Raw genomic sequence first — 23,063 nt, 5'->3', positions numbered from 1 at the left:
CCTTGCTGCGTTCAAATGTTCAGCGGGCCATGCTTGATATGCGGCAGCACATGGCGGGCGAACAGGTCGGCTTCCTGGGCATGGGGATAACCGGACAGGATAAAGGCCTCGATCCCCTCGGCCTGATAGGCGCGCAGCTTGGAGAGCACCTGATCGGGCGTGCCGATGATCGCCGCGCCGCAGCCCGAGCGAGCACGCCCGATGCCGGTCCACAGATGATCCTCGACATAGCCGTCATTGCCTGCCGCCTGACGCAGTTCGGCCTGACGCTGAACCCCGAAATTCTTGGCGTCGAGCGATTGTTCGCGGATGGCGCGGCCCGCGTCATCGTCCAGTTTGGAGAGCAGGCGGGTGGCATAGGCGCGGGCCTCATCCTCGGTTTCGCGCACGATGACATGGGCGCGATAGCCGAATTTCAGGCTGCGGCCGAAACGGGCGGCGCGGCCCTTCATGTCCGCGATGGTTTCGCGCACCTTGTCCATCGTGTCGGGCCACATCAGATAGACATCGCAGCCCTCGGCCGCGCATTCGCGGGCCTCATGGCTCAGACCGCCGAAGTAGAAAGCGGGGGCCTTGCCCGAAATCGTGGTGATGCGCGGCGGGTCGAGCTTGAGCTTGTAGAACTCGCCCTCGTGATCGAGCGATTGCCCGTTGAGCAGGGTGCGCACGATCTTCATCACCTCGGTCGCGCGGGCATAGCGCGGGCCGGAAGCCAGCGTTTCGCCCGGCATGTCCGAGGAAATGATATTCACATTGAGCCGCCCGCCCGCGCCATCGGCGTTGGGGCCAAGGATGCGGTCCAGCGTGGCGATGCGGCGCGCCAGTTGCGGCGGCCAGTCCTCACCGATCCGCGTGGCCCAAAGCAGCTTGATCCGGCGCACCTGCGTTGCCACGGCGGCGGCAAAGGCGGTGGTGTCCAGCCCGAGGCTATAGCCCGAGGGGAGCAGGATATTGTCGAACCCGCCCTCTTCGGCGCGCATGACGATGTTGCGGCAATGCTCCCAACTGGATTTCAGATAGGGATCATGAACGCCGAGAAACTCGTAATCGTCGTCACACAGGGCCGAAAACCATGCGATTTCGCATTGTTGGGTGTCGCTCATGGCAGCTTCTCTCCTCGTGCGGCGACCAGCACCGCATACCATTCTTCCCGGCTCCACTGGACCGAGAGGGCGGCAGCCCCTTCGGCGATACGGGCGGGGTTTTGTGAACCGATAATAGGAATGATCCCAGAGGGATGCGCCATCAGCCAGCTGTAGGCCGCCACGGTGCGCGACACGCCCCGGTCCGCGGCCACAACATCCAGCGCCTCGGCCACGGCCAGATCGCGCGCGGATTCGGGTGCAGCCAGACGGCCCCCGCCCAGCGGCGACCAGGCCAGCGGGGTCAGGCCAAGCATCATTGCCTGATCCATCTCGCCATTTTCAAGCGCAGTGATGCGCAGCGGACTGATTTCAGGCTGGGTCACCACCAGCTTGTTGGTCAGGAAATGGTTGAGCGCGGCCACCTGCGCCTGCGTGAAATTGGACACACCGATGGCGCGGATTTTCCCCGAAGCCACCGCATCGTCCAGAACGCGGGCGACCTGAGCCGGATGGGCCAGAATGTCGGGGCGGTGAACTTGATAGAGGTCGATGGTGTCGACCTTCAAACGCCGCAGCGAGGCATCAATGGCTGCCGAGAGATAGGCGGGCGACTGGTCATAGGGCAGGGGAGGCATGATGCCGCCCTTGGTGGCCAGCACAAAGCGGCTGCGCAGCCCCGGATCGGCCGCAATCACCTCGCCCAGCAGGCTTTCCGCATCGCCAAAGCCGCCGACGCCGTCAAAGCCATAGATATCGGCCGTGTCGAGCAGATTGATCCCGGCGTCCAGCGCGGCATGGACCAGCCGCGCGGCATCGGCCGCTGTGCGCCCGCCTTCGGCAAGGCGCCACATGCCCCACGCGATGGGCGACACATTCAAACCGGACGCCCCCAGCGGGCGCAGGGCGGGAGGGAGGGGCAAAAGGCTCATGGGTTCTTCCTGAAAGGCGCCGCAACCGAGGCGCGTTCGACGAGGGTGTGGGACAATCGGCGGTGCGTGATGTCACCCCCGGCGATGAGAATTTCGGTGGCCGTGCGGGCCAGTTCGGCCATCGGCTGATGAATGGTGGTAAGCGCGGGCCAGACGGTGCGCGCCAGCGTCGTATCGTCAAACCCGACCACCGAAAGCTGTTCGGGCAGCGCCATCCCCCGGCCATGCGCCATGGCCAGAACGCCCGCCGCCATATCATCATTGGCGGCAAAGATCGCGGTGGGCGGATGGGCCATATCCAGCAACATGCCGCCCGCCGCAAATCCGCTTTCAAAATCAAATTCGCCCGGCATCACCAGTTGCGGCTCAAAGGCGATGCCCGCCCGGTCGAGCGCGCGGCGATAACCGAACAGGCGGTCATCGCTCGACATGTGGTTGGGGTGGCCCTTGATGAAGCCGATCCGGCGATGGCCCATGTTGATGAGATGGGTGGTCATGTCATCGGCGGCCTGCGCATCATCCATGAACACCGAGGATGTCAGCGCATGGTTGGTGCCGGGCGAAATGCGGACAAAGGGCACGTCCAGCGCGTCCAAGGCCTGAAGCACGCCCACGCAATCCGTGACCGGCGAGGACAGGATGATCCCGTCCACATGCGTCTCGCTGACCAGCCCGCGCACGGAATCGCCCACATCGGGATCGGCCACATCGACCGGCTGGGCGATCAGGCGGATGCCATGGGCCTTGCAATAATCCCAGCATCCGCTCTGGATCTGAAACATGTAATAGGGGCTGTGGTTGTCATAGATCAGCGCGATCTGGTTCGATTTCGATCCCGTCAGGATGCGCGCGGCAATAGAGGGCCGGAATTCCAGCTCCTTCATCGCCTTTTCCACCTTTTCGCGCATGGCGGCGCTGACATAGGGATGGCCGTTCAGCACCCGGCTGACCGTTTTGACCGCCACCCCCGCCAATGCGGCCACATCGCGAATATTGGACCTCTCGCTCATTGCGTCACAATTCCCCCCATCTGGGCGAACAGATCGGCAAAAGCGCTCTCTGTCCGATAGAATACAGGAGGATGGCCGATGGGAGCGGCAATGTCATGTGTTCCGGGCGCATAATCCACGCCCGACCACACATGGCGCCACGGCCGATCGCCCGGCAGGGTCACGCGGCGCCGGGTCGCGCCTTCCTCGACCACGGGGGCGACCAGCAGGTCGGCGCCATAGAGGAACTGGTCCTGAAGGGTGAAAAGGCTGGTTTCTTCGGGGTAATGCAGGAACAGGGGCCGCTGGGCGGGCAGGCCGGTGGCCACCGCCTCGTCGCACAGGTGGCGGACATAGGGGGCCAGGTGGGCATGAACCCTGCTCCACATGGCGAAATTGGCCAGCAGTTCGGGGCTTGAATCATATTGCAGATTGTCATCGGGCCGGTTGCCCTCATGGCTGCGCATGACCGGGGCAAAGGCGGCCAGTTCGCACCAGCGCTGCATCAGTTCGACGCTGCGGATATTGCCATGCAGCGAGGTATAGCCCCCGCAATCGGAATGGCTGTAGGCATTGCCGACCAGCCCGGACGAAAGCGCCGCCGTGATGACCGTGCCGATGCCGTCATGGCGGGTAAAATCGACCGACTGATCCCCGGCCCAGAGAAGCGGGCAATGGCCCGATACGCCGCTGAACCCGGCGCGCATGAAGAAAACCGCATCGCCTTGCCGGCCCCGCATGGCCAGCGCCCGGTCATTGACCTGTGCCCAGAGGACCGGCCAGAGATTATGCGCCTCCATCGCGTCCATGCCGCTGGCAAGACGCACGTCGGTGGGCAGATATTCGCCGAAATCGGCCATCCAGCCGTCAATGCCAATGTCCAGCATCTCCCGACACAGAATACGCTCGGCAAACCATGCGCAGCTTTCCTCGCGGGTGAAATCGAGGACGCCGCAGTCAAATTCGCCGAAATCGACCAGATAGGGCTCGTCGCTGTCCAGCTTGCGGCACAAATGGCCGCTCACCAGCGCCTCTTGATAGAGCAGGCCATCAACTGCCAGATAGGGGTTCGCATAGGCAAGGAAGCGAATGCCCCGCTCGTTCAGCGCCTTGATCCGCGCGGGCAGGTCGGGATAGCGCGCCTCACTGCGCTGCCAGTCCCAGAACAGGCGGCGGCCGAAACTGGTCTCGCGGATGCCTGCCCAATCCTCGCACCACAAGCCGGAGACTGCGGCGCCTGCATCGATGAAGGCTTCGAGCCGCTCAAAGCTCTTTCCCCCCTGTTTCAGCCCGACAATCGCGCCGCCAATGGCCCAATCCGGCAAGGCGCGCGGGCGTCCAAAACGAAGCGAGAGCTGGCCAACCAAGTCTTGCGGCCCATCGGCGGCGAAAAGTTCGAAGCGCGCCTGTTCGGCCCAGATCTCAAAGGTCCAGCGCGACGGATCGACGGCATCGATCACGCTGTAGACGCTGGCATCGAGATGGATGGCCAGCCAGCGCGAGGTGAGAAGGGTGGGCTGGGGATAGTTGGTATTCCAGTAATCACCGCCGGCCATGCCCGTCTCATCCATGATCCGGGTCAGTTCGGTAGTCTTGTCGCGCCCCACGCCCGGCTCGCTTGTCCACATTGGAAAGCGGCAGCCATTGAGCGCAAGATAACTCATCTGCTCGCCGCCGCCCCACGCGGTTTCGCCCGGCTCGGCATGGAAATGAACCCAGAGGCGGTCGAAAGCAGGGTCAAGCGCCTGCACCGTCAGCGCGGCCTGATCCAGCGCGAGGCGGGCAACCGGCGCGCCCTCGTGCAGCAGCAGAACCGCGCCATCCTCTACACGCCAGCCTGTGGGGATGATGCTGTCGCAGGGCGCATCCTCGATGCGGAAATTGCCCCGATACATTTCAATCGACGGATCGCCCCGCGCTATGACCAGCGCAGGACATTGCGAGTCGTGGCGGAGCACTGTCTGCCCGGCGAAATCAAGCTGAAAACCGTCTTTGAACGGGGAAAATTGCACCTGCATCGCTCATCCAAACGTTGGTTTTGGTCTTGGCAATCCGTGACTGGATTGATGTGACACCGCTTGACATATCGCCACGCGGCAGGCAAATCAACCATCAATCGCAGTGTCAAAAAATGCGAGAGAGAAGCCGTCGCGGGAAGAGGCAAGATTGCCCAAGCCCCCGCATTTGGGGAGGATTTTATCATGAAATCAAATCTATCGTCCTTATTGTGCCTGCCGCTTCTGGCTGTGGCCAGCACGCCTGCTCTGGCCCAGCAGGCAGCGGATTCGGCCACGGCCGGAGAAATCGTCGTCACCGCACAGAAGCGTTCGGAGTCGCTCCACAGCGTGCCGGTGGCCGTCTCGGTGCTGTCCGGCGCGGCGCTGGCCGCCGCTGCCCGCCCCAGCATTGAAAGCGCGACCCAGCTTGTCCCGGCCCTAAACTTCCAGAAATCGGGCACCACCCTCAATCAGACTATCTATCTGCGCGGTGTCGGCACGGCCACATTCTCGATCGCGGGCGAGCCTTCGGTTTCGACCGTGGTGGACGGCGTGGTCTATGCCCGCTCGGGCGAGGCGTTCAGCGATCTGGTCGACATCGCCCAGATGGAAGTGCTGCGCGGGCCGCAGGGCACGCTCTTCGGCAAGAACGCCAGCGCGGGCGTGATCAACATCACCAGCCAGATGCCCAAGAACGAATTTTCCGGCAGCATCGAGGCCAATTATTTCGAGGGCAACGAATGGCGCGTAAAGGGCGCGCTCAATGTGCCGCTGGGCAAGGATCTGGCCGCGCGTTTCACCGGCTTTGCCAGCGGCTATGACGGCAATATCCGGAATCTGGCCACCCAGTCGATGGTCAACGGCTATGACCATGTCGGCGGCCGCGCCCAATTCCTCTACAATCCCGGCACCGGCGTGAAGATTTATGTGGCGGCCGATTATCACCGCAACAATGACAATTGCTGCGCCGACATCATCGCCACCGGAGCGCTGACGGGGGCGGGCGCGCCATCCTCCAGCCTGGCCTTCAATGTGCTGCCCACGCCGCAGGGCGCCAAAACCCGCTTTATCAATCAAAATCTTGTGACGAGCACCAAGGAAGACGGCTGGGGCGTTTCGGGACAGGCCGATATTGACATCGGCACCCATACGCTGACCAGCATCACCGCCTATCGCGAATGGAACAACACCGAAATCCGCGACGGCGACTGGCTCGACCGCGCCTATGTCGGGTTCAACCAGCTGCACGATACCGGCCCGCAAAAGTCGAACACGTTCAGCCAGGAATTGCGGCTGACCTCACCTGCGGGCAACCGGCTTTCCTATGTCTTGGGCGCCTATTATTCGCGCGCCTATTCCGAACGCATCTTCACCCGCAATGATGAAGTCTGCACCGCCACGGCAACCGCGCCCACGGGCGTGCTGATCCCCTGCGGCAGCGCGAATGCCAATGCCTCGACCTTCCCCAGCGCGACGGCCGATTTCGGATCGACCTTCAACAATGTGGCACTGTTCGGACAGGCCACGTTCAAATTGGCCGATCATGTCCGTCTTGTTGGCGGCCTGCGCTATACCCATGACAAGCTCGATGTATTCCACATCCGCCGCACCACGCTGGCCGGGCCGGGCATCAACGGCAATTTCGATCAGGGCGTTTATGACACGGGCGTGTCCAACGGCGTGCCCTTCCGCACCGGCACCTCTAAGGACAATCTCTCGGGCAAGGCGGTGCTTCAGGCCGATCTCAGCCGCGATGTGATGGCCTATGCCAGCTATGCGCGCGGCTATAAGGGTCCGGCCTATAACATCTTCTTCAACCTGACGCCCTCGGGCACCAATGTGATCGCGCCCGAAACGTCCGATGCCTTTGAAGTGGGGCTGAAGAACACGCTGCTTGGCGGTAAACTGACGGTAAACCTTGCTGGTTTCTATGCCAAGTATCACAATTTCCAGGCGAATAACCCGGATCTGGTGGCAGGCGTGGTGGTCACCCGCTTTACCAACGCGGGCGAGGTTTCGACCAAGGGTGTTGAGGCCGACATGTCCTGGCGCCTTGGCCCGGATACCACGTTGAGCGGTGGTCTGGCCTATACGGACGCGCATGTGGTCAACTTCTATGCCGCACCCGGCGCGGCCGCCACGTCGATCATTCAACCCGGCACACCGCTGGCCTATGCGCCCAAATGGAAGGGGTCGTTGAGCCTCGACCATCGCGTGCGCACCGACGGCTGGGCCGATCTGGTGTTTGGCGCATCGGGCAATTTCCAGTCGAGCCAGTTGTCGCTCTTCACGCCCAATGATGTGCAGCGCCAGTTCGGCACGATCCCGGCCTATGGTCTGGTCAATATCCAGGCCGGTCTGGTTTCGCCCACTGACAAGTGGCGGATCGTGGCGCAGGTGCGCAACCTGTTCGATCAAGCCTATGCCGCCGCGATCATCAACGGCGGGCCGGGGGGCAGCTATCGCTATCAGATCCCGCGCGATGCCATGCGCTATTTCGGGATCAGCGCCCGCTATAACTTCTGATTGAAAATAAAGGTAAAAAGAGAGGGGCGCTCCAGACCGGAGCGCCCCCTTTTTGTTGTGGGCCGGAATGGTTCAGGCGGTTTCCAACTGCGGCATCACCAGATGGATCCAGCCCAGCGCCAGCAGATAGGCGCCGCCGCACAGGATGAACATCGGCGTATAACCAAGCCCGCTGGAAAGCGACCAACCCGCCAGCTCGATCACTCCCATGCCCGCCAGATTGCCCGCCACCGCACCCAGCGCGATCACACTGGCCACACGCCCGGCCGGGACAATATCGGCGGTCATGCCAAAGATATTGGTCGAAAAACCCTGATGCGCGAACAGGCCCAGACCGATCAGCAGAGCCGCGACCCACACGTTATGCGTCAACAAGGCCATCGGCATGGCCAGCACCACCAGCGCAAAGAACAGCATCGAGCGTTTGCGCGCCGCATTGACGCTCATCCCTCCACGGCGCAGGCGCGGAAAGAGCCCGCCTGCGGTCAGGGCGCCCGCCGCCGCCAGCGAGAAGATGATGGCCACCGGGAGGCCCAGCCGAGCCTGACCCATGCCGAACATGCGGTTGAAAAAATCGGGCATCCAGAACAGCACGAACCACCAGACGCCATCGGTCAGGAATTTGGCGCCGATCACAACCCAACTGCTGCGGGCGCCCAGCAATTCACGCCAGTTGACGGGCGCGCGCTCGGCCACTTTGGTCACTGGCTCGAGCGACCGCGTGCCCCACCACCATGCCAGCAGCCAGACCAGACCCAGCCCGCCGGTCACGAAAAAGGCGGCTTTCCAGCCAAAAGCCATCGCGAAAGGCGGTATGATCAACGGTGTCAGAATAGCGCCGATGTTGGGAGCGGTGTTTATGATGCCCAACGCCTGATTTCGACGCTCTGGCGGTAAATAAATGGTGGCCGATTTGACGCCTGCAGGGGTGCTGACCGTCTCGCCGATGGCCAGCACGACTCGGGCGGTAACGAATTGCTGGACGTTGGAGGCAAGGGCATGCGCCATGCCCGCAAGGCTCCAGACCGTGACCGCCGCGCCATAGGCGACGCGCACCCCCAAGCGGTCGATAAACCACCCGACGAACACCAGCGCCCCGGCTGCGGCAAATTGAAAAGCCGAGCCAAGATGCGCAAAATCGCCATCATTCCAATGAAATGTGGCCTGCAGCGTGGGTTTGAGCAGCGCCACCACCTGACGATCGACATAATTGAGCGCATTGCCCGCAAACAACAGCGCGACCAATGCCATGGTCGCGCCGGAAGAAGCCCGCTTGGTCGCAGGTTCCATGGTCCATCTCTCCCCAAATCAGAGCGCATTCGCGGCGCTTTGCTCTTGCACAGTAGCGCTTTTGGAGGATAAGGAAAGCGTGTTGTGACACCGTGGGACAGATTCTCGGTCGAGGCGGCACAGACACAAGAACATTTGGGGAAGATGCAACCTATGTCGGCAAGTTCCGATGCCAAGGATAATACCCCGCTGTGGGCAGGCGATCTGTTTGGCGAAACCCATCTGGCGCCCGCGCCGCCCGCGCCGCCGGCCAAATGGCGCCAACTCACGCCCGGCATCGCCATCAGCGCGATTGTCAGCGCGGCGGGCGCATGGTTTTCCGACCATTACGGCATGCCGATCATCCTGATGGGGCTGCTGCTGGGGCTGGCGATGCAATTCGTTTCGGCCGATCCGCGGACCTCGCCGGGGCTGGAATTCGTCGGGCGCACATGCTTGCGCTGGGGTATCGTGCTGCTTGGCTTTCAGGTCACGCTGTCGGAGATCGGGGCGCTTGGACTGGTGCCCTTTGTCGCGCTGCTGGTGGTGATGACGGCGGCGATTGCGGCGGCGCTGCTGGGCGCGCGCATGGCGGGGCAGGGGCTGGCGATCGGCATTCTGGCCGGAGGCGCGACGGCCATTTGCGGGGCCTCGGCGGCGCTCGCGCTCTACGGCGTGGTCGGCCGCGAAAGGGTCAGCCAGGCGCAATTCACACTGACGCTGGTGGTCGTCTCGGTGGCCAGCGCGCTGGCGATGACGATCTATCCCGAACTGGCCCGCGTGGCCCATTTCGATGCGCGTCAGGCCGGTTTTCTGACCGGCGCAGCCATCCACGATGTCGCCCAGTCGATTGGCGGGGGCTATGCCGTCTCCAATGCCGCAGGCGCGGCCGCCACGGTGGTCAAGCTCACCCGCGTCGCCCTGCTGGGGCCGCTGGTGGCGCTGGCCGCTGTTGTTATCGAGCGTTTCGATTCGCGCGGAAAGGGCGTCTCGCCATGGAAAGCGCTGGCTCTGCCACCCTTCATTCTGGCCTTTCTCGCGCTGGTGGTGGGCCATTCGTTCATCGCCGTGCCCGCGATCATCTCGGCCAATGCGCTTTTGCTGTCCAAAGGGCTGCTGCTGCTGGCCGTGACGGCCACGGCGATGCGGACACGCACAGATCTTATTCTGCAACTGGGGTGGAATTCGGTGCTGCCGGTGCTGGCGGCCACGGCCACCTCTTTTCTTGTCGCTTTCGGCTTTGCCATGTGGGTGATCCGATGAAAGTGGGGGATCGAATGAAACCGGACTATGATCTGGCCATCATCGGCGGGGGCATCAACGGGGCGGGAATCGCGCGTGATGCCACCGGGCGCGGCGCGCGCGTCCTGCTGCTCGAACAGGGCGATCTGGCGCAAGGCACTTCCTCGGCCAGCACCAAGCTGATCCATGGCGGGCTGCGCTATCTTGAGCATTACGAATTCGCGCTGGTGCGCGAAGCTCTGAGCGAGCGCGAGGTTTTGTGGAGCATCGCGCCCCATATCATCTGGCCGATGCGTTTCGTGCTGCCGCATCGCGCCGGGTTGCGCCCGCGCTGGCTGCTGCGGCTTGGCCTTTTTCTCTACGACCATATCGGCGGCCGCCGCGCGCTGCCGCCCGCACAAACCATCAACCTGTCCCAAAGCCCTGAAGGAGAGGTGCTCAAACCCGCCTATACCAAGGGTTTCGTCTATTCCGATGGCTGGGTGGATGATGCAAGGCTGGTCGTGCTCAACGCCCGCGATGCGGCACTGCGCGGCGCGGACATCCGCACGCGCTGCAAGGTCGAGGCCCTGCGCCGCAGCGGAGGCCAATGGCAAATCGAGACATCGCAAGGTTCCTTCACCGCCGGGGCTGTGGTCAATGCGGCAGGCCCCGCCGTGCTCGACCTGCTGGGCCGGGCCGGGCAGGAAACGCGGCAACAGATGCGGCTGGTGCGCGGGTCGCATATCGTCGTGCCGCGCCTGTTCGATCACGAGAAAGCCTATTTTTTTCAGTTGCCCGACGGCCGGATCTTTTTCGCCATTCCCTATGAGGAGGATTTCACGCTGGTGGGCACGACCGACCGGGATCACACCGGTCCGCTGTCCGATGTGCGCGCCAGCGAGGAGGAGGTCGCGTATCTCTGCGCGGGGGTGAATGAATATTTCCGGCGCCAGATCACGCCGGACGACGTGGTCTGGACCTATTCCGGCGTTCGCCCGCTGGTGTCGGACGGCTCCGGGCGGCCCGAGGCGGCGACGCGCGGCTATCGCTTCGAAGTGGATGGGGGCGAGGGTGAGCCGCCGCTGCTGTCCGTATTCGGGGGCAAGATCACCACCTATCGCCATCTGGCCGCCGGCGCGGTGGATCGTCTGGCCCCGCTGGTCCCCGCGATCACCGGCACGCCATGGACGCATGGTGCCGCCTTGCCGGGGGGCGATTTCCCAAAGGAGGGACAAGGCAATCTTATTGATGCCCTTCACGCGCGGCGGCCCGATCTGCCGCATCCGGTCTTGCGGCGCCTTGTGCGGTGTCACGGTACGCTGGTGCTGGCATCGGACGGGCCGGTGAGCGCCACGATGGCCCAGGATGGCGAGGACTTCGGCCATGGCCTTTACGCCTGCGAGGTGGATTGGATGATGCGCGAGGAATGGGCGGCGGAGCCCGCCGACATCCTGTGGCGGCGCACCAAGCTGGGGCTGCGTTTCGACGCGCGCCAGACCGCGCGGCTTGAAAAATATATGGCGGAGAGGAGAGCGTGACCATGAAAATAGTTTGCATCGGCGGCACCGTCGCCAACAGCAGCACCACCGAAAGCGCCCTGTTGCTGGCCGGACAGGCCGCGCGGGAAGCGGGGGCCGATGTCAGCCATTTCGGCGGGGCCTATCTTGGCGTCCTGCCCCATTATCGCGGGGCCGGGCATCAGGCCGGGGTGGGCGCCGAACTGGTCGAGGCCGTGAGGCAGGCCGACGGCATCATCATCGCCGCGCCCGGCTATCATGGAACGGTCTCAGGTCTGGTCAAGAACGCCTTGGATTATCTGGAAGATCTGGCCAAGGACGCGCGACCTTATCTGGATGGGCGGGCCGTGGGCCTGATCGCCACCGCCTATGGCGATCAGGCGACGATGAGCACCATGATGACCCTGCGCGCGATCACCCATGCGTTGCGGGGCTGGCCCACACCGCTGGGTGCGACGGTGCGGACATCACAAGGCCTGTTTGACGCGCAGGGCGCCTGCACGGACGCCAGGATCGCGGCGCAACTGGCCACCGTGGGCAGCCAGGTCGTGATGGGCGCGCGCAGTCTTGCAGGGGCGGCGGCATGAGCGCGCTGGGCCCGGCGCTGGCCGCCTTGGCGCGCGGCGAGATCATCCTGCTGACCGGGGATCGGTTGCGCGGGGGCGATGTTGATCTGGTTGCGGCGGCCAGTCTGGTGCGGCCCGAAACGATCAACTTCATGGCGCGCTATGCACGGGGCCTGATCTGTATGGCCATAACGCCGGACCGGGCAGTACGGCTTGGACTGACACTGCTGGACACAGGCACTTTGGCGCGCACCGGTCGGCCCTTTGCGCCCTCGATCGAAGCGCGCGAGGGCATTACGACAGGCATTTCCGCCGCCGACCGGGCGCTGACAATCCAGATAGCCACGTCGTCTACAGCCGACGCGCAGGACATTGTTTCGCCGGGCCATGTTTTTCCGCTGATCGCGGGCAGCGGAGGCGTGGCGGCGCGGCCCTCCGCGACCGAAGCCGCAGTGGAATTGTGCCGCATGGCCGGTGTGGGCGATGCGGCGGTTCTCTGCGCGGTGATGAAGGATGACGGCAGTATGGCCCGCGCCGAGGATCTGGGGTCTTTTCTTGCCGAACATGGGATGGTGAGCGCCGATATTGGGGCGTTGATTGAACTCGCGGATCGAAATCGCCATCCGGGATGAGCAGAGGTTCAGACCGGATCCGGCAGCGGTCGATGTCTGCCGGATCTTTTGCCTGATTTACCGATATTCGTTATTATGTAAAAGGAGATCCGGGCGCGCCCTTCGGCACATGCTTCCATCAAACTCCAAACCGCCCAAAGCCGGCTTTGAAGCTGCCGTACACCCCCCGCCCCATCTGACAACCAAACGGAAGCGGGGGGCGCCTCATCAGAACTTCACACCCAGTTCCAGCCCAAATTGCGACAGCGCACCCGGCGCGATGAACGAACCGCCAAATTCGACCGCGGGGATCACCTCGGCCAGATAGCGCTTGCGCAACACATTGGTGCCAAAGGCGGTCAGGTTCCAACTCTTGCCCGACAGGCCCGCGCGCAGATCCAGAATGCCATAAGCATTGCGCCGCGTGCCGGTGTAATTGCCCGGCGCGCCAAAGATCGTCGGGTTTGACTGGGCCTGAACCACATGGAACCAGGTCGGCCCGGTCAGACGGTAATCGGCGCGCAGCAGCAGGTTCAGCCCATCGCGGATCGGGGTTTCAAACTGGCTGCCCAGATTGACCGTATAATCGGCGGTGTAGGGCGATTTGTTGCCCACGGTGGAGGGGCGAACACTGTTGGCCTTGATCTTGGAATCCATGACATTGGCCGAGGCAAAGGCGGTCCAGCCCGGCTTCAGCCGGACATTGATATTGCCCTCGATGCCTTTGAGATCGACCTTGTCGATATTTTCCACCACGCGCAGCAGGCCAAAGCCGCCCACGAAGAATTCAAAGAACTGCATGTTGGTGACGCGGTTGTAATAACCGGCCAATGTGTAATCCACCGGGCCAAGGCGGCCCTTGACGCCCGCCTCAAAACTGCTCGACCGTTCCGGCTTGTAGATGTCCTCGATCCTTGCCTCCGAACCGATGGCACCGAAATAGCTGGCCACGATGGCCGAAGCGCCCTGATTGTTGAACCCGCCCGATTTGAAGCCCACGCCCCAATTGGCATAGACCGTCGCCTCCGGCCCAAAGCGATAGCGCAGCGTCACCTTGGGTTCGAATTGCTGGAACGTGCGGCTCTTGGGCGTGATCGGGCTGCAGGTGCTGCCCAGTCCCTGCCCCGGATTGAGGCAGCGCCCGCTGAAGGGATCAAGCAGCATCGGCACATTGTTCGTCACATGGCGCTCTTCCACGTCATAGCGCAGCGCCACCCCGGCGTTGAACGCCTTGGTCACGCTGTAATCGGCCGAGGCGAAACCGGCATAGGCATTGGTGCGGAAACTGTCGTCAAACAACTGGTTGGTGGGGCTGATCCCGCTGGGCGGTGTATAGGCGGCGGCGGCGGCCCCCTGCCCCTTGTCGCCCTGCGAGGTGACGACCGCGCGGCGCTTGATGTTGATGTAATAAAGCCCCGCCTGCCAGTTGAGCGACCCGCCGTTCCTGGAGGCGATGCGGATTTCTCCGCTGATGTCGCGCTGTTCGCGGCGCTGATACTGGCTGCCGTCGCAGGTGGTGGGCGAATAGGGACCGAACAGCGAACCGGCCGATGTGCCCGCCAGATAGGTCGGGCTGGCCATGGGATAGCCCGCCAGCGCCGCCACGGTTGAGGCGCAGGAACTGACCACGCCCGAAACCGCAGGATTGACCGCCGAGGTGAAGAGCTGGAAATCGGCCGAGGTGCCGTCCGCAATCAGCCAGTTGCGGATGTCATTATAGGCCACCCACGCCGTCAGCGTGGCCCCTGCGAAATCATGGGTCAGCTTGGTCGACATCTCGAGCGTCTTCTGCTCGTTCTGGGGCACGATATTGCCGTAGAATTTGAACGGATGGGTGTTCACATTCTCGTTGAAGGTGGGGATGCCGGTGGCGGCGGCAAATCCGGGCAGCGCAAAGGCCGCGTTGAACGAGAGCGAGGCGCCCTTGGTGCGCCCGAAATGGACCTTGGTGTCCAGCTTGGTCTGATCATCCAGATCGGCAATCACGCGGGCGTTGATGTTGAAACCGTGCTGATAGTCCACCAGTTTCGCATTGCCCAGAAACGTGTTGCGGTAGAAGCCGTCGGTGTTCATGTAATCGCCTGACAGCACAAAGCCCACGCCCGGCATCAGCGGGCCGGATACCCATGCCTCGCCCTTGGCGGTGTTCTGCGTGGCATAGCTGAGGCGGGCGCCGCCTTGCATGGTGTCGCTGGGCTTGCGGGTCTGGATGACGATGGCACCTGCCGTGGCGTTGCGGCCATAGATCGCGCCCTGCGGCCCTTTGAGGATTTCCACCTGAGTCAACGCGCCCTGCTGCTGGTTGAGCGAGGCGGTGTTGGTCTTAAGAATGCCGTCGACCACCAGCGCAATCGAACCTTCCGCATCGCGCGCGCCGTTCACGCCGCGGATGTTGATCTGCACGTCTGAAGCGTCCGTGGTGCTGGCCACGATGGTCACACCGGGCGTGACCTTGACGAAATCCTCGGTGCTACGGATGCCGCCCTTGGCCAGTTGCGCTTCCGACAGCACGCTGACCGAACCGGGCACATCGCTGAGCCTTTCATTGACCCGCCGCGCCGTGACCACCAGTTCGCCCTGACCGTCCGGCTGGGTCGTGGCGGCCTGCTGCGCCAAGGCCGCCTGCCCCTGCAACGCCAGCCCCAGACCGGAGCCGACCAGCAGCATCCGCTTCATGCAAATCTTACGCATAAGTTTCCCCTGTGCTTGAAATGGGCCTTCAATGCCCGAAACCATCCCTGCGAACGCACATCATTGGACAGGGCCAAGGGCGGCCCGCCCCATGCGGGCGGGCGCCGGTTGCGCTGTCATTGGGGATTGAGAGCAAAGGGAAATTCATCAACAATGCGCAGGATCAGATTGCCCACCTGTCGGTCATTTCCGGGGTCGAATTGCAACGCCCGTCCGGCGACCCGGCAGGCCGCCCGGCAGGCCGAATATCCGGTCGCGCGCAGATCGGCCATCCTCTATGTCCGCAGGCCGGCTATGCCTCGGTGTCACGCTCCCAATCGGGCGTTCCGTTGAAAGCATCAGCGAGGAAATCGACCATGGCGCGCACCTTGGCCGAAAGGTGGCGGCGGCTGGGGTAAACGGCGAGAATGGCGATGGGTGGCAGCGGATAATCCGGCATCACCCGCACCAACCGCCCGGCGCGCAGATCCTCACCGGCCAGGAAGGTGGGCAGCCAGGCCATCGCATGGCCCGACAGCGCCATGGCCCGCACCGTATCGCCGTTATTGGAGGAAAAACGCGGCCGGATCGGTGCGCCATAAGCTTGCCCATGAGCGTCCAGAAAGGGCCATTCCTCCGGCTCTGGGGAGAGGGTGTAGGCCACACAGGCGTGGTTCATCAGATCATCGGGCGAGGCAGGCGCGCCATGGGCCGCCACATAGGACGGGGCGGCGCATACGATGTTGTGCGACAAGGCCAGCTTGCGCGCCACATGGCTCTGCGATCCCCCGCGCGAGATACGAATGGCAAGGTCATAGCCCTCGTCCACCAGATCCACCACGCGGTCTGACAGCGAGATGTCGAGTTCCACATCGGGACAGGCCACCATGAAACGCGGCCACAGCGGCGCCAGATGCCGCACACCAAAGCTGAGCGGGGCATTGATGCGCAGCCGCCCGCGCGGGGCACGGCTGTCGGCGCTGGCCGCCGCCTCGGCCTCGGCCACATCGTCGAGTACATGGCGCAGCCTTTCATAGAGCGCCGCGCCCGCTTCGGTCAGCGACAGGCGGCGTGAGGTGCGGTTGAGCAGTCGCGCGCCCAGATGCGCCTCCAGTTCGGCCACATAGCGCGTGACATTGGCCGGCGAGGTGTCGAGCGCATCGGCCGCGCGGGCAAAGCCATTTTTGGCGACGACGGTGGTGAACACTTCATAGGCGCGAAGGCGATCCATGGCACGAGCTTTCATTCAGCTATTGTGAATGAATAGATCATTCATAGGCCATCGATCAAGTTTTGCATCAAGGCTAAATCCTCTTTCGTCAGCACGATCAGCCTGCTGCCTCGGATAAAGGATACCCCGAAGATGAACCGTCTCAACACCAAGACTGCCCTTGTCACCGGCGCCACCAGCGGCATCGGCCTTGCCACCGCCCAGCGCTTTCTGGCCGAAGGCGCGCGCGTCGCCATCACCGGCACCAATCCTGAACGCCTCGCCGCCGCCAAGGCGCAATTGGGTGGTGATGTGCTGGCCATCCTTGCCGATGCGGGCGATGTCGCCGGCCAGCAAGCCATTGCCGAAACCATCCAGGCTGAATTCGGCACACTGGATGCGCTGGTGGTCAATGCCGGCGTTGCCGATTTCCGCCCCATCGAAGCCTTTGACGAAGAAGGCTTTGACCGCTCCTTTGCGGTTAATGTCAAAGGCCCGTATTTCCTGATCCAGGCACTGTTGCCGGTGTTGTCCAACCCTGCCTCGATCGTCTTCAACGGTTCGATCAACGCACGGATCGGCATGCCCAATTCGTCGGTCTATGCCGCCACCAAAGCCGCGCTGATCTCGCTGGCGCGCACGCTGTCGGGCGAACTCATCGGGCGCGGCATCCGCGTCAACACCGTCAGCCCCGGCCCCGTGGTCACCCCGCTTTATGGCAAGCTGGGCCTGAATGAAGAGCAATTGAGCGGTATGCAGCAGGCGATCCTTGCGCAACTGCCGGTGGGCCGCTTCGGCTCGCCCGACGAAATTGCCGATGCCTTCGTTTATTTCGCCTCGGATGAATCGCGCTTCACGGTCGGCAGCGAGTTGATCGTCGATGGCGGGATGAGCAATCTGTAACCCCCCATCCCGCCATTTCGCCCAAATGGTGCCCCAAACGGCCTGTAAGAGGGCTGCCGCTCCCAACAAGGAGAATACCCATGGATCTGCAACTCAAGGACAAGATCGCCCTCGTCACCGGCAGCACCGCCGGCATTGGCCATGCCATTGCCAAGGCGCTGGTGAAGGAAGGCGCCGAAGTGATCGTCAATGGCCGCAAGCAGGCCTCTGTCGATGCCGTGGTGGCCGACCTCACCGTGCTGGGCGCGGGCAAGGTCGCCGGTTTTGCCGGCGATCTGGGCACAGCCGAGGCCGCCGCCGCGCTGCTTGCACGCTTCCCCAGGCTCGACATTCTGGTCAACAACCTCGGCATTTTCGAACCCAAGGCGTTTGAAGACATTCCCGATGCCGACTGGATGCGCTTCTTTGATGTAAACGTGCTGTCGGGCGTGCGCCTCGCGCGGCAATATCTGCCCGACATGCGTGACCGGAATTGGGGCCGCATCCTGTTCATCTCCAGCGAAAGCGGGCTGCAGATCCCGGCCGAGATGGTGCATTATGGCGTGACCAAGGCCGCGCAGATCGCCGCCGCGCGCGGCATCGCGGAATCGGTCGCAGGCACAGGCATCACCGTCAATTCGGTGCTGCCCGGCCCGACCCGATCGCGTGGAGTGGGCGATTTCGTTGACGCGCTGGCACAAGCCGGCGGCAAAACGCCAGAACAGGTTGAGGCCGAATTTTTCGAGCATGTCCGCCCGACATCGCTGATCAGGCGTTTCACGTCGCCCGACGAAATCGCCGCCATTGTCACCTACCTTGCCAGCCCGCTGGCCTCTGCCACCCATGGCGCCGCGATCCGCGCCGATGGCGGCGTGGTCAAAAGCGCTTACTGAGACACGCACCTGCCCTGTCGGCGGCAAAACGCCTGCCGCTGGGGGTGGCGCTGGCCTTTGTCGGGGTGGCGGCGCGCTATCTCTATCCCGATCAGGCCAGCCTCTATGCCCTGCCGGTCTTTATCGGCAAGATGCCAGTCGGGCTGGCCTCGCTGGTCACGCTCTCGCTGGTCGCCTCGGCTCTGGTCAGCGTCAGCACCGTGGCGGTGGCCACCACGGCGCTGGTCATGCGCGATTTCTATATCCCGTGGTTCAAGCCACAGGGTGAAAGCGAATTGCGCGCCACGCGACGGGTGGCACTGGCGGTAGGCCTGTTGCCGCTGCTCTGCGTGTTCTTTGCGCCCAATATTCTGGAACTGTCCTTTTTCACCCGCGCCCTGCGGCTGTCGATTGCGATCATCGCGCTGGTGGGGGTCTATCTGCCATGGCTGGGTTCGCCGCGCTCGGCGGTGGCGGCGCTGGTCTTCAGCGGTTTGGCCACCACCGCCTGGTATCTGGCGGGCAATCCGCATGGCATCGACAATATGTATGTCGCCGCGCTTTCGCCCGCACTGGTCCTGCTGCTTTCGGCCATCTTTCAACGTCGCGCTGCGGCACAATCATAAGGAAACGAGGGAATGAGGAATTTCGTTTCAATGCTGGCGGCGGCCTGCTGCCTGTCGGGCGCGGCGCTTCACGCGCAGGCGCTGGACATCGGCCCCTCGGGCGAGACCCATGTTCCGGCCATGACCGTCCCGTCCAGTCCGCTGATGAGCGATGAAGGCAACCGTTCGCGCATCGAACACATCACCACCGAGCGCAGCCTGAAAGGCAAATCGGTGGCCGAGATCAACGCCGCCCTGTTCGGCCCAAGGCTGGAGCGGACCAAGGCCGCCTTCGCCGTTTCCATCCGCGCGGACCGTATCGGCGGCGTGCCCGTCCTGATCTATGAACCCAAGGCGGGCGCGGCCAAAGGCAAGGTTCTGATCAATGTCCATGGCGGCGGCTTTGTCGGCTGCTTTACCGAATGCGGCGGTTTGGAATCGATCCCTATCGCGGCCATGACGGGCATGCGCGTTATCAGTGTCGATTACAGGCTGGCCCCCGCCGCCCAATTCCCTGCGGCATCGCAGGATGTCGCCAATGTCTATCGCGAGGTGCTCAAGACCATTCCAGCCCGCAGCATCGGCCTTTACGGCTGTTCGGCGGGCGGATTGCTGACCGCGCAATCGCTGGCATGGTTCCAATCGCATGGTCTGCCCTCTCCGGCGGCTGCGGGAATTTTCTGTGCCGGGGGCGATCCGGGCATGGGCGGGGATTCGCGCTTTACCGGCATGGCTTTGGGCGACGGCGATATGCCGCCTCCGCCCTCGCCTGCGGCTTCGCCGCCGCTGGGCTATATGCGCGGCGCGGCATTGGACGATACCAATGCCTTCCCCGCCCGCGATCCCAAGGTGCTGGCCCATTTCCCGCCGACGCTGGTGATTGTCGGCACACGCGATTTCGCGATGAGCAGCGCGGTCTATCTGCACAGCAAGCTGGTCAAGGCCGGGGTCGATGCCCGGCTGCATATGTGGGAAGGCGGCCGCCACGCGTTTTTCTATGACATCCGCGTGCCAGAAGCGCGCGAAGCATTCTCCGTCATCGCCAAATTCTTTCAGGCGCATGTTCATTGAAGGCGCCTCAGAACGTTCTATACAATAGAATATAGTTCTTTTTATGGACAGGAGGGGAAAATTTTGCCACCCTGCGGCCTCGACAGTGATGGAGAGGGCTGACCAAACCTAGCCGGTCAGCCCCCCTCGGTTAGGATGCGCATGATGGAATTCACGAGATTGAACCCCGTGACGGGAGAGGTTGCCTCCTCGGCGGTGGCGATGCAGGCGGGCGAGATGGGGGCGATTGCTGCGCGTGCGGCGGCGGCGCAGCCGGCATGGGGCGCGATGGGTCCGAATGCCCGCCGCGCTGTGCTGCAAAAGGCGGCCGATGCTCTGGCGGCCAAGAAGGACGAATTCGTCGCCGCGATGATGGGCGAGATCGGCGCGACCGCTGGCTGGGCGATGTTCAACCTTGGCCTGGCCGTGAGCATGGTGCGCGAAGCGGCCAGCCTCACCACCCAGATTTCGGGCGAAGTGATCCCCAGCGACAAGCCCGGCTGCCTTGCCATGGCTTTGCGTGAACCGGTCGGTGTAATCCTAGGCATTGCGCCGTGGAACGCGCCGATCATCCTTGGCGTGCGCGCGATTGCAACGCCTTTGGCCTGCGGCAATGCGGTGATTTTGAAGGCCAGCGAGCAATGCCCGCGCACCCATGCCCTCATCATCGAGGCCTTTGCCGAGGCCGGTTTCCCCGAAGGCGTGGTCAATGTCGTGACCAATGCTCCGGCCGATGCGGCGGACGTGGTGGGCGCGCTGATCGACGCGCCGGAAGTGAAACGCATCAACTTCACCGGCAGCACGGCGGTGGGCCGCATCATCGCCAAGCGCGCGGCCGAGCATCTCAAGCCCTGCCTGCTCGAACTGGGCGGCAAGGCGCCTCTGGTGATCTGCGCGGATGCTGATCTGGACGAGGCGGTCAAGGCGGCGGCTTTCGGCGCCTATATGAACCAGGGCCAAATCTGCATGAGCACCGAGCGGATCATCGTGGTGGACGCCGTGGCCGATGCATTCGCGGAGAAATTCGCCGCCAAGGTCAAGACCCTGACCGCAGGCGACCCGCGTCTGGGCAACACGCCGCTGGGCGGGGTGGTCGATGCCAAGACGGTGGCGCATTGCCTTTCGCTGGTCGACGACGCTGTGGCCAAGGGCGCGACCTTGCTGACGGGCGGGGAAACCACGCTCAATGTCGTAATGCCCGCGCATCTGGTCGATAAGGTGACGCCGGACATGAAGCTGTTCCGCGATGAAAGCTTTGGCCCGGTGGTCGGCATCATCCGCGCACGCGATGAAGCGCACGCGATCGAGCTGGCCAATGACACCGAATATGGCCTCTCGGCGGCCGTCTTCACCAAGGACATCGCCAAGGGCTTGCGCCTTGCCAAGCAGATCAGGAGCGGCATCTGCCACATCAACGGCGCGACCGTTCATGACGAGGCGCAAATGCCCTTCGGCGGCGTTGGTGCTTCGGGCTATGGCCGCTTCGGCGGGCGTCAGGGCATCGACAGCTTCACCGAAACCCGCTGGATCACCGTCGAAACCCAGGACGGGCATTTCCCCATCTGATGGGCGCACTTTCCATAAAACACGTAAATTCAGAGGATTTCATGCCCTATTACCCCGAACTCGCGATGGTCATTGCCGGACAAAGAACGGGCATCGACCACCGCACGACCTTCACGGTCCGCAACCCTGCCACCGGCGAGGCGTTGGGCCAACTGCCGCTGGCCGACACCGCCGATCTCGACCGCGCGCTGGAGGCCGCCGCGCGCGGTTTTGCCATGTGGCGGCATTCCAGCGCGGCGCAGCGGGCCGAAGTGCTGCAAGGCGCCGCCGCGCTCATGCTGGAGCGCAAGGAGGAACTGGCATGGGTTGCCACACAGGAGCAGGGCAAGACGCTGGCCGAAGCGCGGGTCGAGGTGATGATGAATGTCGAACTCTTCCGCTTTTATGCCGGCGAGGTTCATCGCCTTTATGGCCGCCAACTGGTGCGCCCTGCAGGCATGCGCTCGAGCGTGGTGCATGAACCGGTAGGGCCGGTGGCCGCCTTCGCACCGTGGAATTTCCCGCTGGGCAATCCGGGGCGCAAACTGGGCGCGCCGATTGCGGCGGGGTGCAGCGTCATCCTGAAGGCCGCGGAGGAAACGCCCGCCTCGGCACTGGGCGTGCTGCAATGTCTGTATGATGCAGGCCTGCCCGGCGATGTGGCGCAGGCGGTGTTTGGCGATCCGGCGCAGGTGTCGGACTATCTCCTCGCCTCGCCCGTCATCCGCAAGCTCAGCTTTACCGGGTCGACCGCCATCGGCAAGCATCTGATGAAACTGGCCGCCAATGATCTCAAGCGCACGACGATGGAACTGGGCGGGCATGGGCCGGTGCTGGTGTTCGGCGATGTCGATCTTGAGGCGGTGCTGGACAAGGTCGTGCCGCACAAATTCCGCAATGCCGGACAGGTCTGCGTCGCGCCCACCCGCTTTATCGTCGAGGATGCGATCTATGACCGCTTCGTCGCCGGTTTTGCGCAAAGGGCGGCGGCCATCCGCGTCGGACCGGGCTGGCACGATGGCGTGCAGATGGGGCCGATGGCCAATCCGCGCCGCCCCGAGGCGATGGAGAAGCTGGTGGGTGATGCCGTCGCGCGCGGGGCCCGGCTGGTGACGGGCGGAGCGCGGATCGGCAATCAGGGCTGTTTCTTTGCCCCCACCGTGCTGGCCGACACGCCGCCGGACGCGGAAATCATGCAGGAGGAGCCTTTCGGCCCGGTCGCGCTGATCAACCGCTATGCCGATGAGGCCGCAATGATCGCCGAGGCCAACCGCCTGCCCTATGGTCTTGCCGCCTATGCCTGGACGCAGGATTATCGCCGCCATCGCCGTCTGGCCGCCGAACTGGAAACCGGGATGCTGGCGATCAACACAACCACGATCGGCGCGGCCGATGCGCCCTTTGGCGGGGTGAAATGGTCGGGCCATGGCCATGAAGACGGCCCGGAAGGCCTTCAGGCTTGCCTTGTCACCAAGACCATCCACGAGGGATGAGGCAATAGCGGCGCCGGAAGGGT

The 23,063-nt window shown here is 63.6% G+C and carries 19 protein-coding genes; 11 read left to right on the top strand and 8 right to left on the bottom strand.

What is annotated here, in order from left to right:
* Positions 1-11 precede the first annotated feature (11 nt).
* The 4 genes from PQ457_RS18090 to PQ457_RS18075 are packed head-to-tail and all read right to left on the bottom strand — an operon-like array spanning position 12 to position 5,021.
* Entirely contained in the window at positions 12-1,103 is a 1,092-nt protein-coding gene (locus PQ457_RS18090) for an LLM class flavin-dependent oxidoreductase (protein ID WP_273620247.1), read from the bottom strand.
* Positions 1,100-2,014, bottom strand: a complete 915-nt coding sequence (locus tag PQ457_RS18085) for an aldo/keto reductase (protein ID WP_273620246.1) — start codon at positions 2,012-2,014, stop codon at positions 1,100-1,102. The genes PQ457_RS18090 and PQ457_RS18085 overlap by 4 nt, the downstream gene beginning before the upstream one ends.
* On the bottom strand, positions 2,011-3,024 hold the full coding sequence (locus PQ457_RS18080; RefSeq protein ID WP_273620245.1) for a LacI family DNA-binding transcriptional regulator: 1,014 nt from the start codon (positions 3,022-3,024) through the stop codon (positions 2,011-2,013). Before PQ457_RS18080 ends, PQ457_RS18085 begins: the two co-directional genes overlap by 4 nt.
* Positions 3,021-5,021: an alpha-glucosidase gene (locus tag PQ457_RS18075; protein WP_273620244.1), complete on the bottom strand. Its 2,001-nt coding sequence runs from the start codon at positions 5,019-5,021 to the stop codon at positions 3,021-3,023. Before PQ457_RS18075 ends, PQ457_RS18080 begins: the two co-directional genes overlap by 4 nt.
* Positions 5,022-5,204: 183 nt before the next feature.
* On the opposite strand from PQ457_RS18075, the gene PQ457_RS18070 reads away from it, so the two are divergent.
* Positions 5,205-7,526 (top strand): TonB-dependent receptor, encoded by a 2,322-nt coding sequence (locus PQ457_RS18070; protein ID WP_273620243.1) that lies wholly within the window; start codon positions 5,205-5,207, stop codon positions 7,524-7,526.
* A 72-nt stretch (positions 7,527-7,598) separates the two neighbouring features.
* On the opposite strand, the gene PQ457_RS18065 is transcribed toward PQ457_RS18070, so the two are convergent.
* Positions 7,599-8,816 carry an MFS transporter gene (locus PQ457_RS18065; RefSeq protein ID WP_273620242.1) on the bottom strand — a complete coding sequence of 406 codons (1,218 nt, stop codon included), beginning with the start codon at positions 8,814-8,816 and terminating at the stop codon, positions 7,599-7,601.
* A gap of 153 nt (positions 8,817-8,969) precedes the next feature.
* Between PQ457_RS18065 and PQ457_RS18060 the strand changes: the two genes are divergently transcribed.
* The 4 genes from PQ457_RS18060 to PQ457_RS18045 are packed head-to-tail and all read left to right on the top strand — an operon-like array spanning position 8,970 to position 12,734.
* Entirely contained in the window at positions 8,970-10,058 is a 1,089-nt protein-coding gene (locus tag PQ457_RS18060) for a YeiH family protein (RefSeq protein ID WP_273620241.1), read from the top strand.
* Between the two features lie 14 nt (positions 10,059-10,072).
* On the top strand, positions 10,073-11,557 hold the full coding sequence (locus PQ457_RS18055) for a glycerol-3-phosphate dehydrogenase (protein WP_273620240.1): 1,485 nt from the start codon (positions 10,073-10,075) through the stop codon (positions 11,555-11,557).
* A 2-nt stretch (positions 11,558-11,559) separates the two neighbouring features.
* Entirely contained in the window at positions 11,560-12,123 is a 564-nt protein-coding gene (locus PQ457_RS18050; RefSeq protein ID WP_273620239.1) for an NADPH-dependent FMN reductase, read from the top strand.
* Positions 12,120-12,734, top strand: a complete 615-nt coding sequence (locus tag PQ457_RS18045; protein WP_273620238.1) for a 3,4-dihydroxy-2-butanone-4-phosphate synthase — start codon at positions 12,120-12,122, stop codon at positions 12,732-12,734. Before PQ457_RS18050 ends, PQ457_RS18045 begins: the two co-directional genes overlap by 4 nt.
* A gap of 207 nt (positions 12,735-12,941) precedes the next feature.
* Here the strand turns inward: PQ457_RS18045 and PQ457_RS18040 are convergent, their stop codons facing one another.
* The 3 genes from PQ457_RS18040 to PQ457_RS18030 form a co-directional block, all read right to left on the bottom strand.
* On the bottom strand, positions 12,942-15,404 hold the full coding sequence (locus PQ457_RS18040) for a TonB-dependent receptor (RefSeq protein WP_273620237.1): 2,463 nt from the start codon (positions 15,402-15,404) through the stop codon (positions 12,942-12,944).
* 116 nt (positions 15,405-15,520) lie between these two features.
* On the bottom strand, positions 15,521-15,676 hold the full coding sequence (locus PQ457_RS18035; protein WP_273620236.1) for a hypothetical protein: 156 nt from the start codon (positions 15,674-15,676) through the stop codon (positions 15,521-15,523).
* A 20-nt stretch (positions 15,677-15,696) separates the two neighbouring features.
* Positions 15,697-16,614 carry a LysR family transcriptional regulator gene (locus PQ457_RS18030; protein ID WP_273620394.1) on the bottom strand — a complete coding sequence of 306 codons (918 nt, stop codon included), beginning with the start codon at positions 16,612-16,614 and terminating at the stop codon, positions 15,697-15,699.
* Positions 16,615-16,746: 132 nt separating this feature from the next.
* On the opposite strand from PQ457_RS18030, the gene PQ457_RS18025 reads away from it, so the two are divergent.
* From PQ457_RS18025 to PQ457_RS18000, 6 genes are all read left to right on the top strand, one after another.
* Positions 16,747-17,496, top strand: coding sequence for an SDR family oxidoreductase (locus PQ457_RS18025; RefSeq protein ID WP_273620235.1), 750 nt, complete (start codon positions 16,747-16,749; stop codon positions 17,494-17,496).
* Between the two features lie 80 nt (positions 17,497-17,576).
* Positions 17,577-18,368: an SDR family NAD(P)-dependent oxidoreductase gene (locus tag PQ457_RS18020; protein ID WP_273620234.1), complete on the top strand. Its 792-nt coding sequence runs from the start codon at positions 17,577-17,579 to the stop codon at positions 18,366-18,368.
* 44 nt (positions 18,369-18,412) lie between these two features.
* Entirely contained in the window at positions 18,413-18,973 is a 561-nt protein-coding gene (locus PQ457_RS18015) for an SLC5/6 family protein (protein ID WP_273620233.1), read from the top strand.
* Between the two features lie 12 nt (positions 18,974-18,985).
* Positions 18,986-20,023: an alpha/beta hydrolase gene (locus tag PQ457_RS18010; protein ID WP_273620232.1), complete on the top strand. Its 1,038-nt coding sequence runs from the start codon at positions 18,986-18,988 to the stop codon at positions 20,021-20,023.
* A 144-nt stretch (positions 20,024-20,167) separates the two neighbouring features.
* Positions 20,168-21,568: an aldehyde dehydrogenase gene (locus PQ457_RS18005; RefSeq protein WP_273620393.1), complete on the top strand. Its 1,401-nt coding sequence runs from the start codon at positions 20,168-20,170 to the stop codon at positions 21,566-21,568.
* Between the two features lie 41 nt (positions 21,569-21,609).
* Complete coding sequence (locus PQ457_RS18000; protein WP_273620231.1) at positions 21,610-23,040, top strand: NAD-dependent succinate-semialdehyde dehydrogenase; 1,431 nt, start codon at positions 21,610-21,612, stop codon at positions 23,038-23,040.
* Positions 23,041-23,063: the final 23 nt, after the last annotated feature.

Origin of the sequence: Novosphingobium humi (assembly GCF_028607105.1) — a bacterium.
Taxonomy (GTDB): Bacteria; Pseudomonadota; Alphaproteobacteria; order Sphingomonadales; family Sphingomonadaceae; genus Novosphingobium; species Novosphingobium humi.
This window is presented reverse-complemented; position numbering and strand designations above follow the sequence as displayed.

Coding starts and splice junctions, on each gene's coding strand:
- PQ457_RS18020 (WP_273620234.1), top strand. CDS start 17,577: ATGGATCTGCAACTCAAGGACAAGATCGCCCTCGTCACCGGCAGCACC.
- PQ457_RS18085 (WP_273620246.1), bottom strand. CDS start 2,014: ATGAGCCTTTTGCCCCTCCCTCCCGCCCTGCGCCCGCTGGGGGCGTCC.
- PQ457_RS18005 (WP_273620393.1), top strand. CDS start 20,168: ATGGAATTCACGAGATTGAACCCCGTGACGGGAGAGGTTGCCTCCTCG.
- PQ457_RS18070 (WP_273620243.1), top strand. CDS start 5,205: ATGAAATCAAATCTATCGTCCTTATTGTGCCTGCCGCTTCTGGCTGTG.
- PQ457_RS18025 (WP_273620235.1), top strand. CDS start 16,747: ATGAACCGTCTCAACACCAAGACTGCCCTTGTCACCGGCGCCACCAGC.
- PQ457_RS18035 (WP_273620236.1), bottom strand. CDS start 15,676: ATGGCCGATCTGCGCGCGACCGGATATTCGGCCTGCCGGGCGGCCTGC.
- PQ457_RS18050 (WP_273620239.1), top strand. CDS start 11,560: ATGAAAATAGTTTGCATCGGCGGCACCGTCGCCAACAGCAGCACCACC.
- PQ457_RS18060 (WP_273620241.1), top strand. CDS start 8,970: ATGTCGGCAAGTTCCGATGCCAAGGATAATACCCCGCTGTGGGCAGGC.
- PQ457_RS18045 (WP_273620238.1), top strand. CDS start 12,120: ATGAGCGCGCTGGGCCCGGCGCTGGCCGCCTTGGCGCGCGGCGAGATC.
- PQ457_RS18090 (WP_273620247.1), bottom strand. CDS start 1,103: ATGAGCGACACCCAACAATGCGAAATCGCATGGTTTTCGGCCCTGTGT.
- PQ457_RS18055 (WP_273620240.1), top strand. CDS start 10,073: ATGAAACCGGACTATGATCTGGCCATCATCGGCGGGGGCATCAACGGG.
- PQ457_RS18010 (WP_273620232.1), top strand. CDS start 18,986: ATGAGGAATTTCGTTTCAATGCTGGCGGCGGCCTGCTGCCTGTCGGGC.
- PQ457_RS18030 (WP_273620394.1), bottom strand. CDS start 16,614: ATGGATCGCCTTCGCGCCTATGAAGTGTTCACCACCGTCGTCGCCAAA.
- PQ457_RS18040 (WP_273620237.1), bottom strand. CDS start 15,404: ATGCGTAAGATTTGCATGAAGCGGATGCTGCTGGTCGGCTCCGGTCTG.
- PQ457_RS18075 (WP_273620244.1), bottom strand. CDS start 5,021: ATGCAGGTGCAATTTTCCCCGTTCAAAGACGGTTTTCAGCTTGATTTC.
- PQ457_RS18000 (WP_273620231.1), top strand. CDS start 21,610: ATGCCCTATTACCCCGAACTCGCGATGGTCATTGCCGGACAAAGAACG.
- PQ457_RS18065 (WP_273620242.1), bottom strand. CDS start 8,816: ATGGAACCTGCGACCAAGCGGGCTTCTTCCGGCGCGACCATGGCATTG.
- PQ457_RS18080 (WP_273620245.1), bottom strand. CDS start 3,024: ATGAGCGAGAGGTCCAATATTCGCGATGTGGCCGCATTGGCGGGGGTG.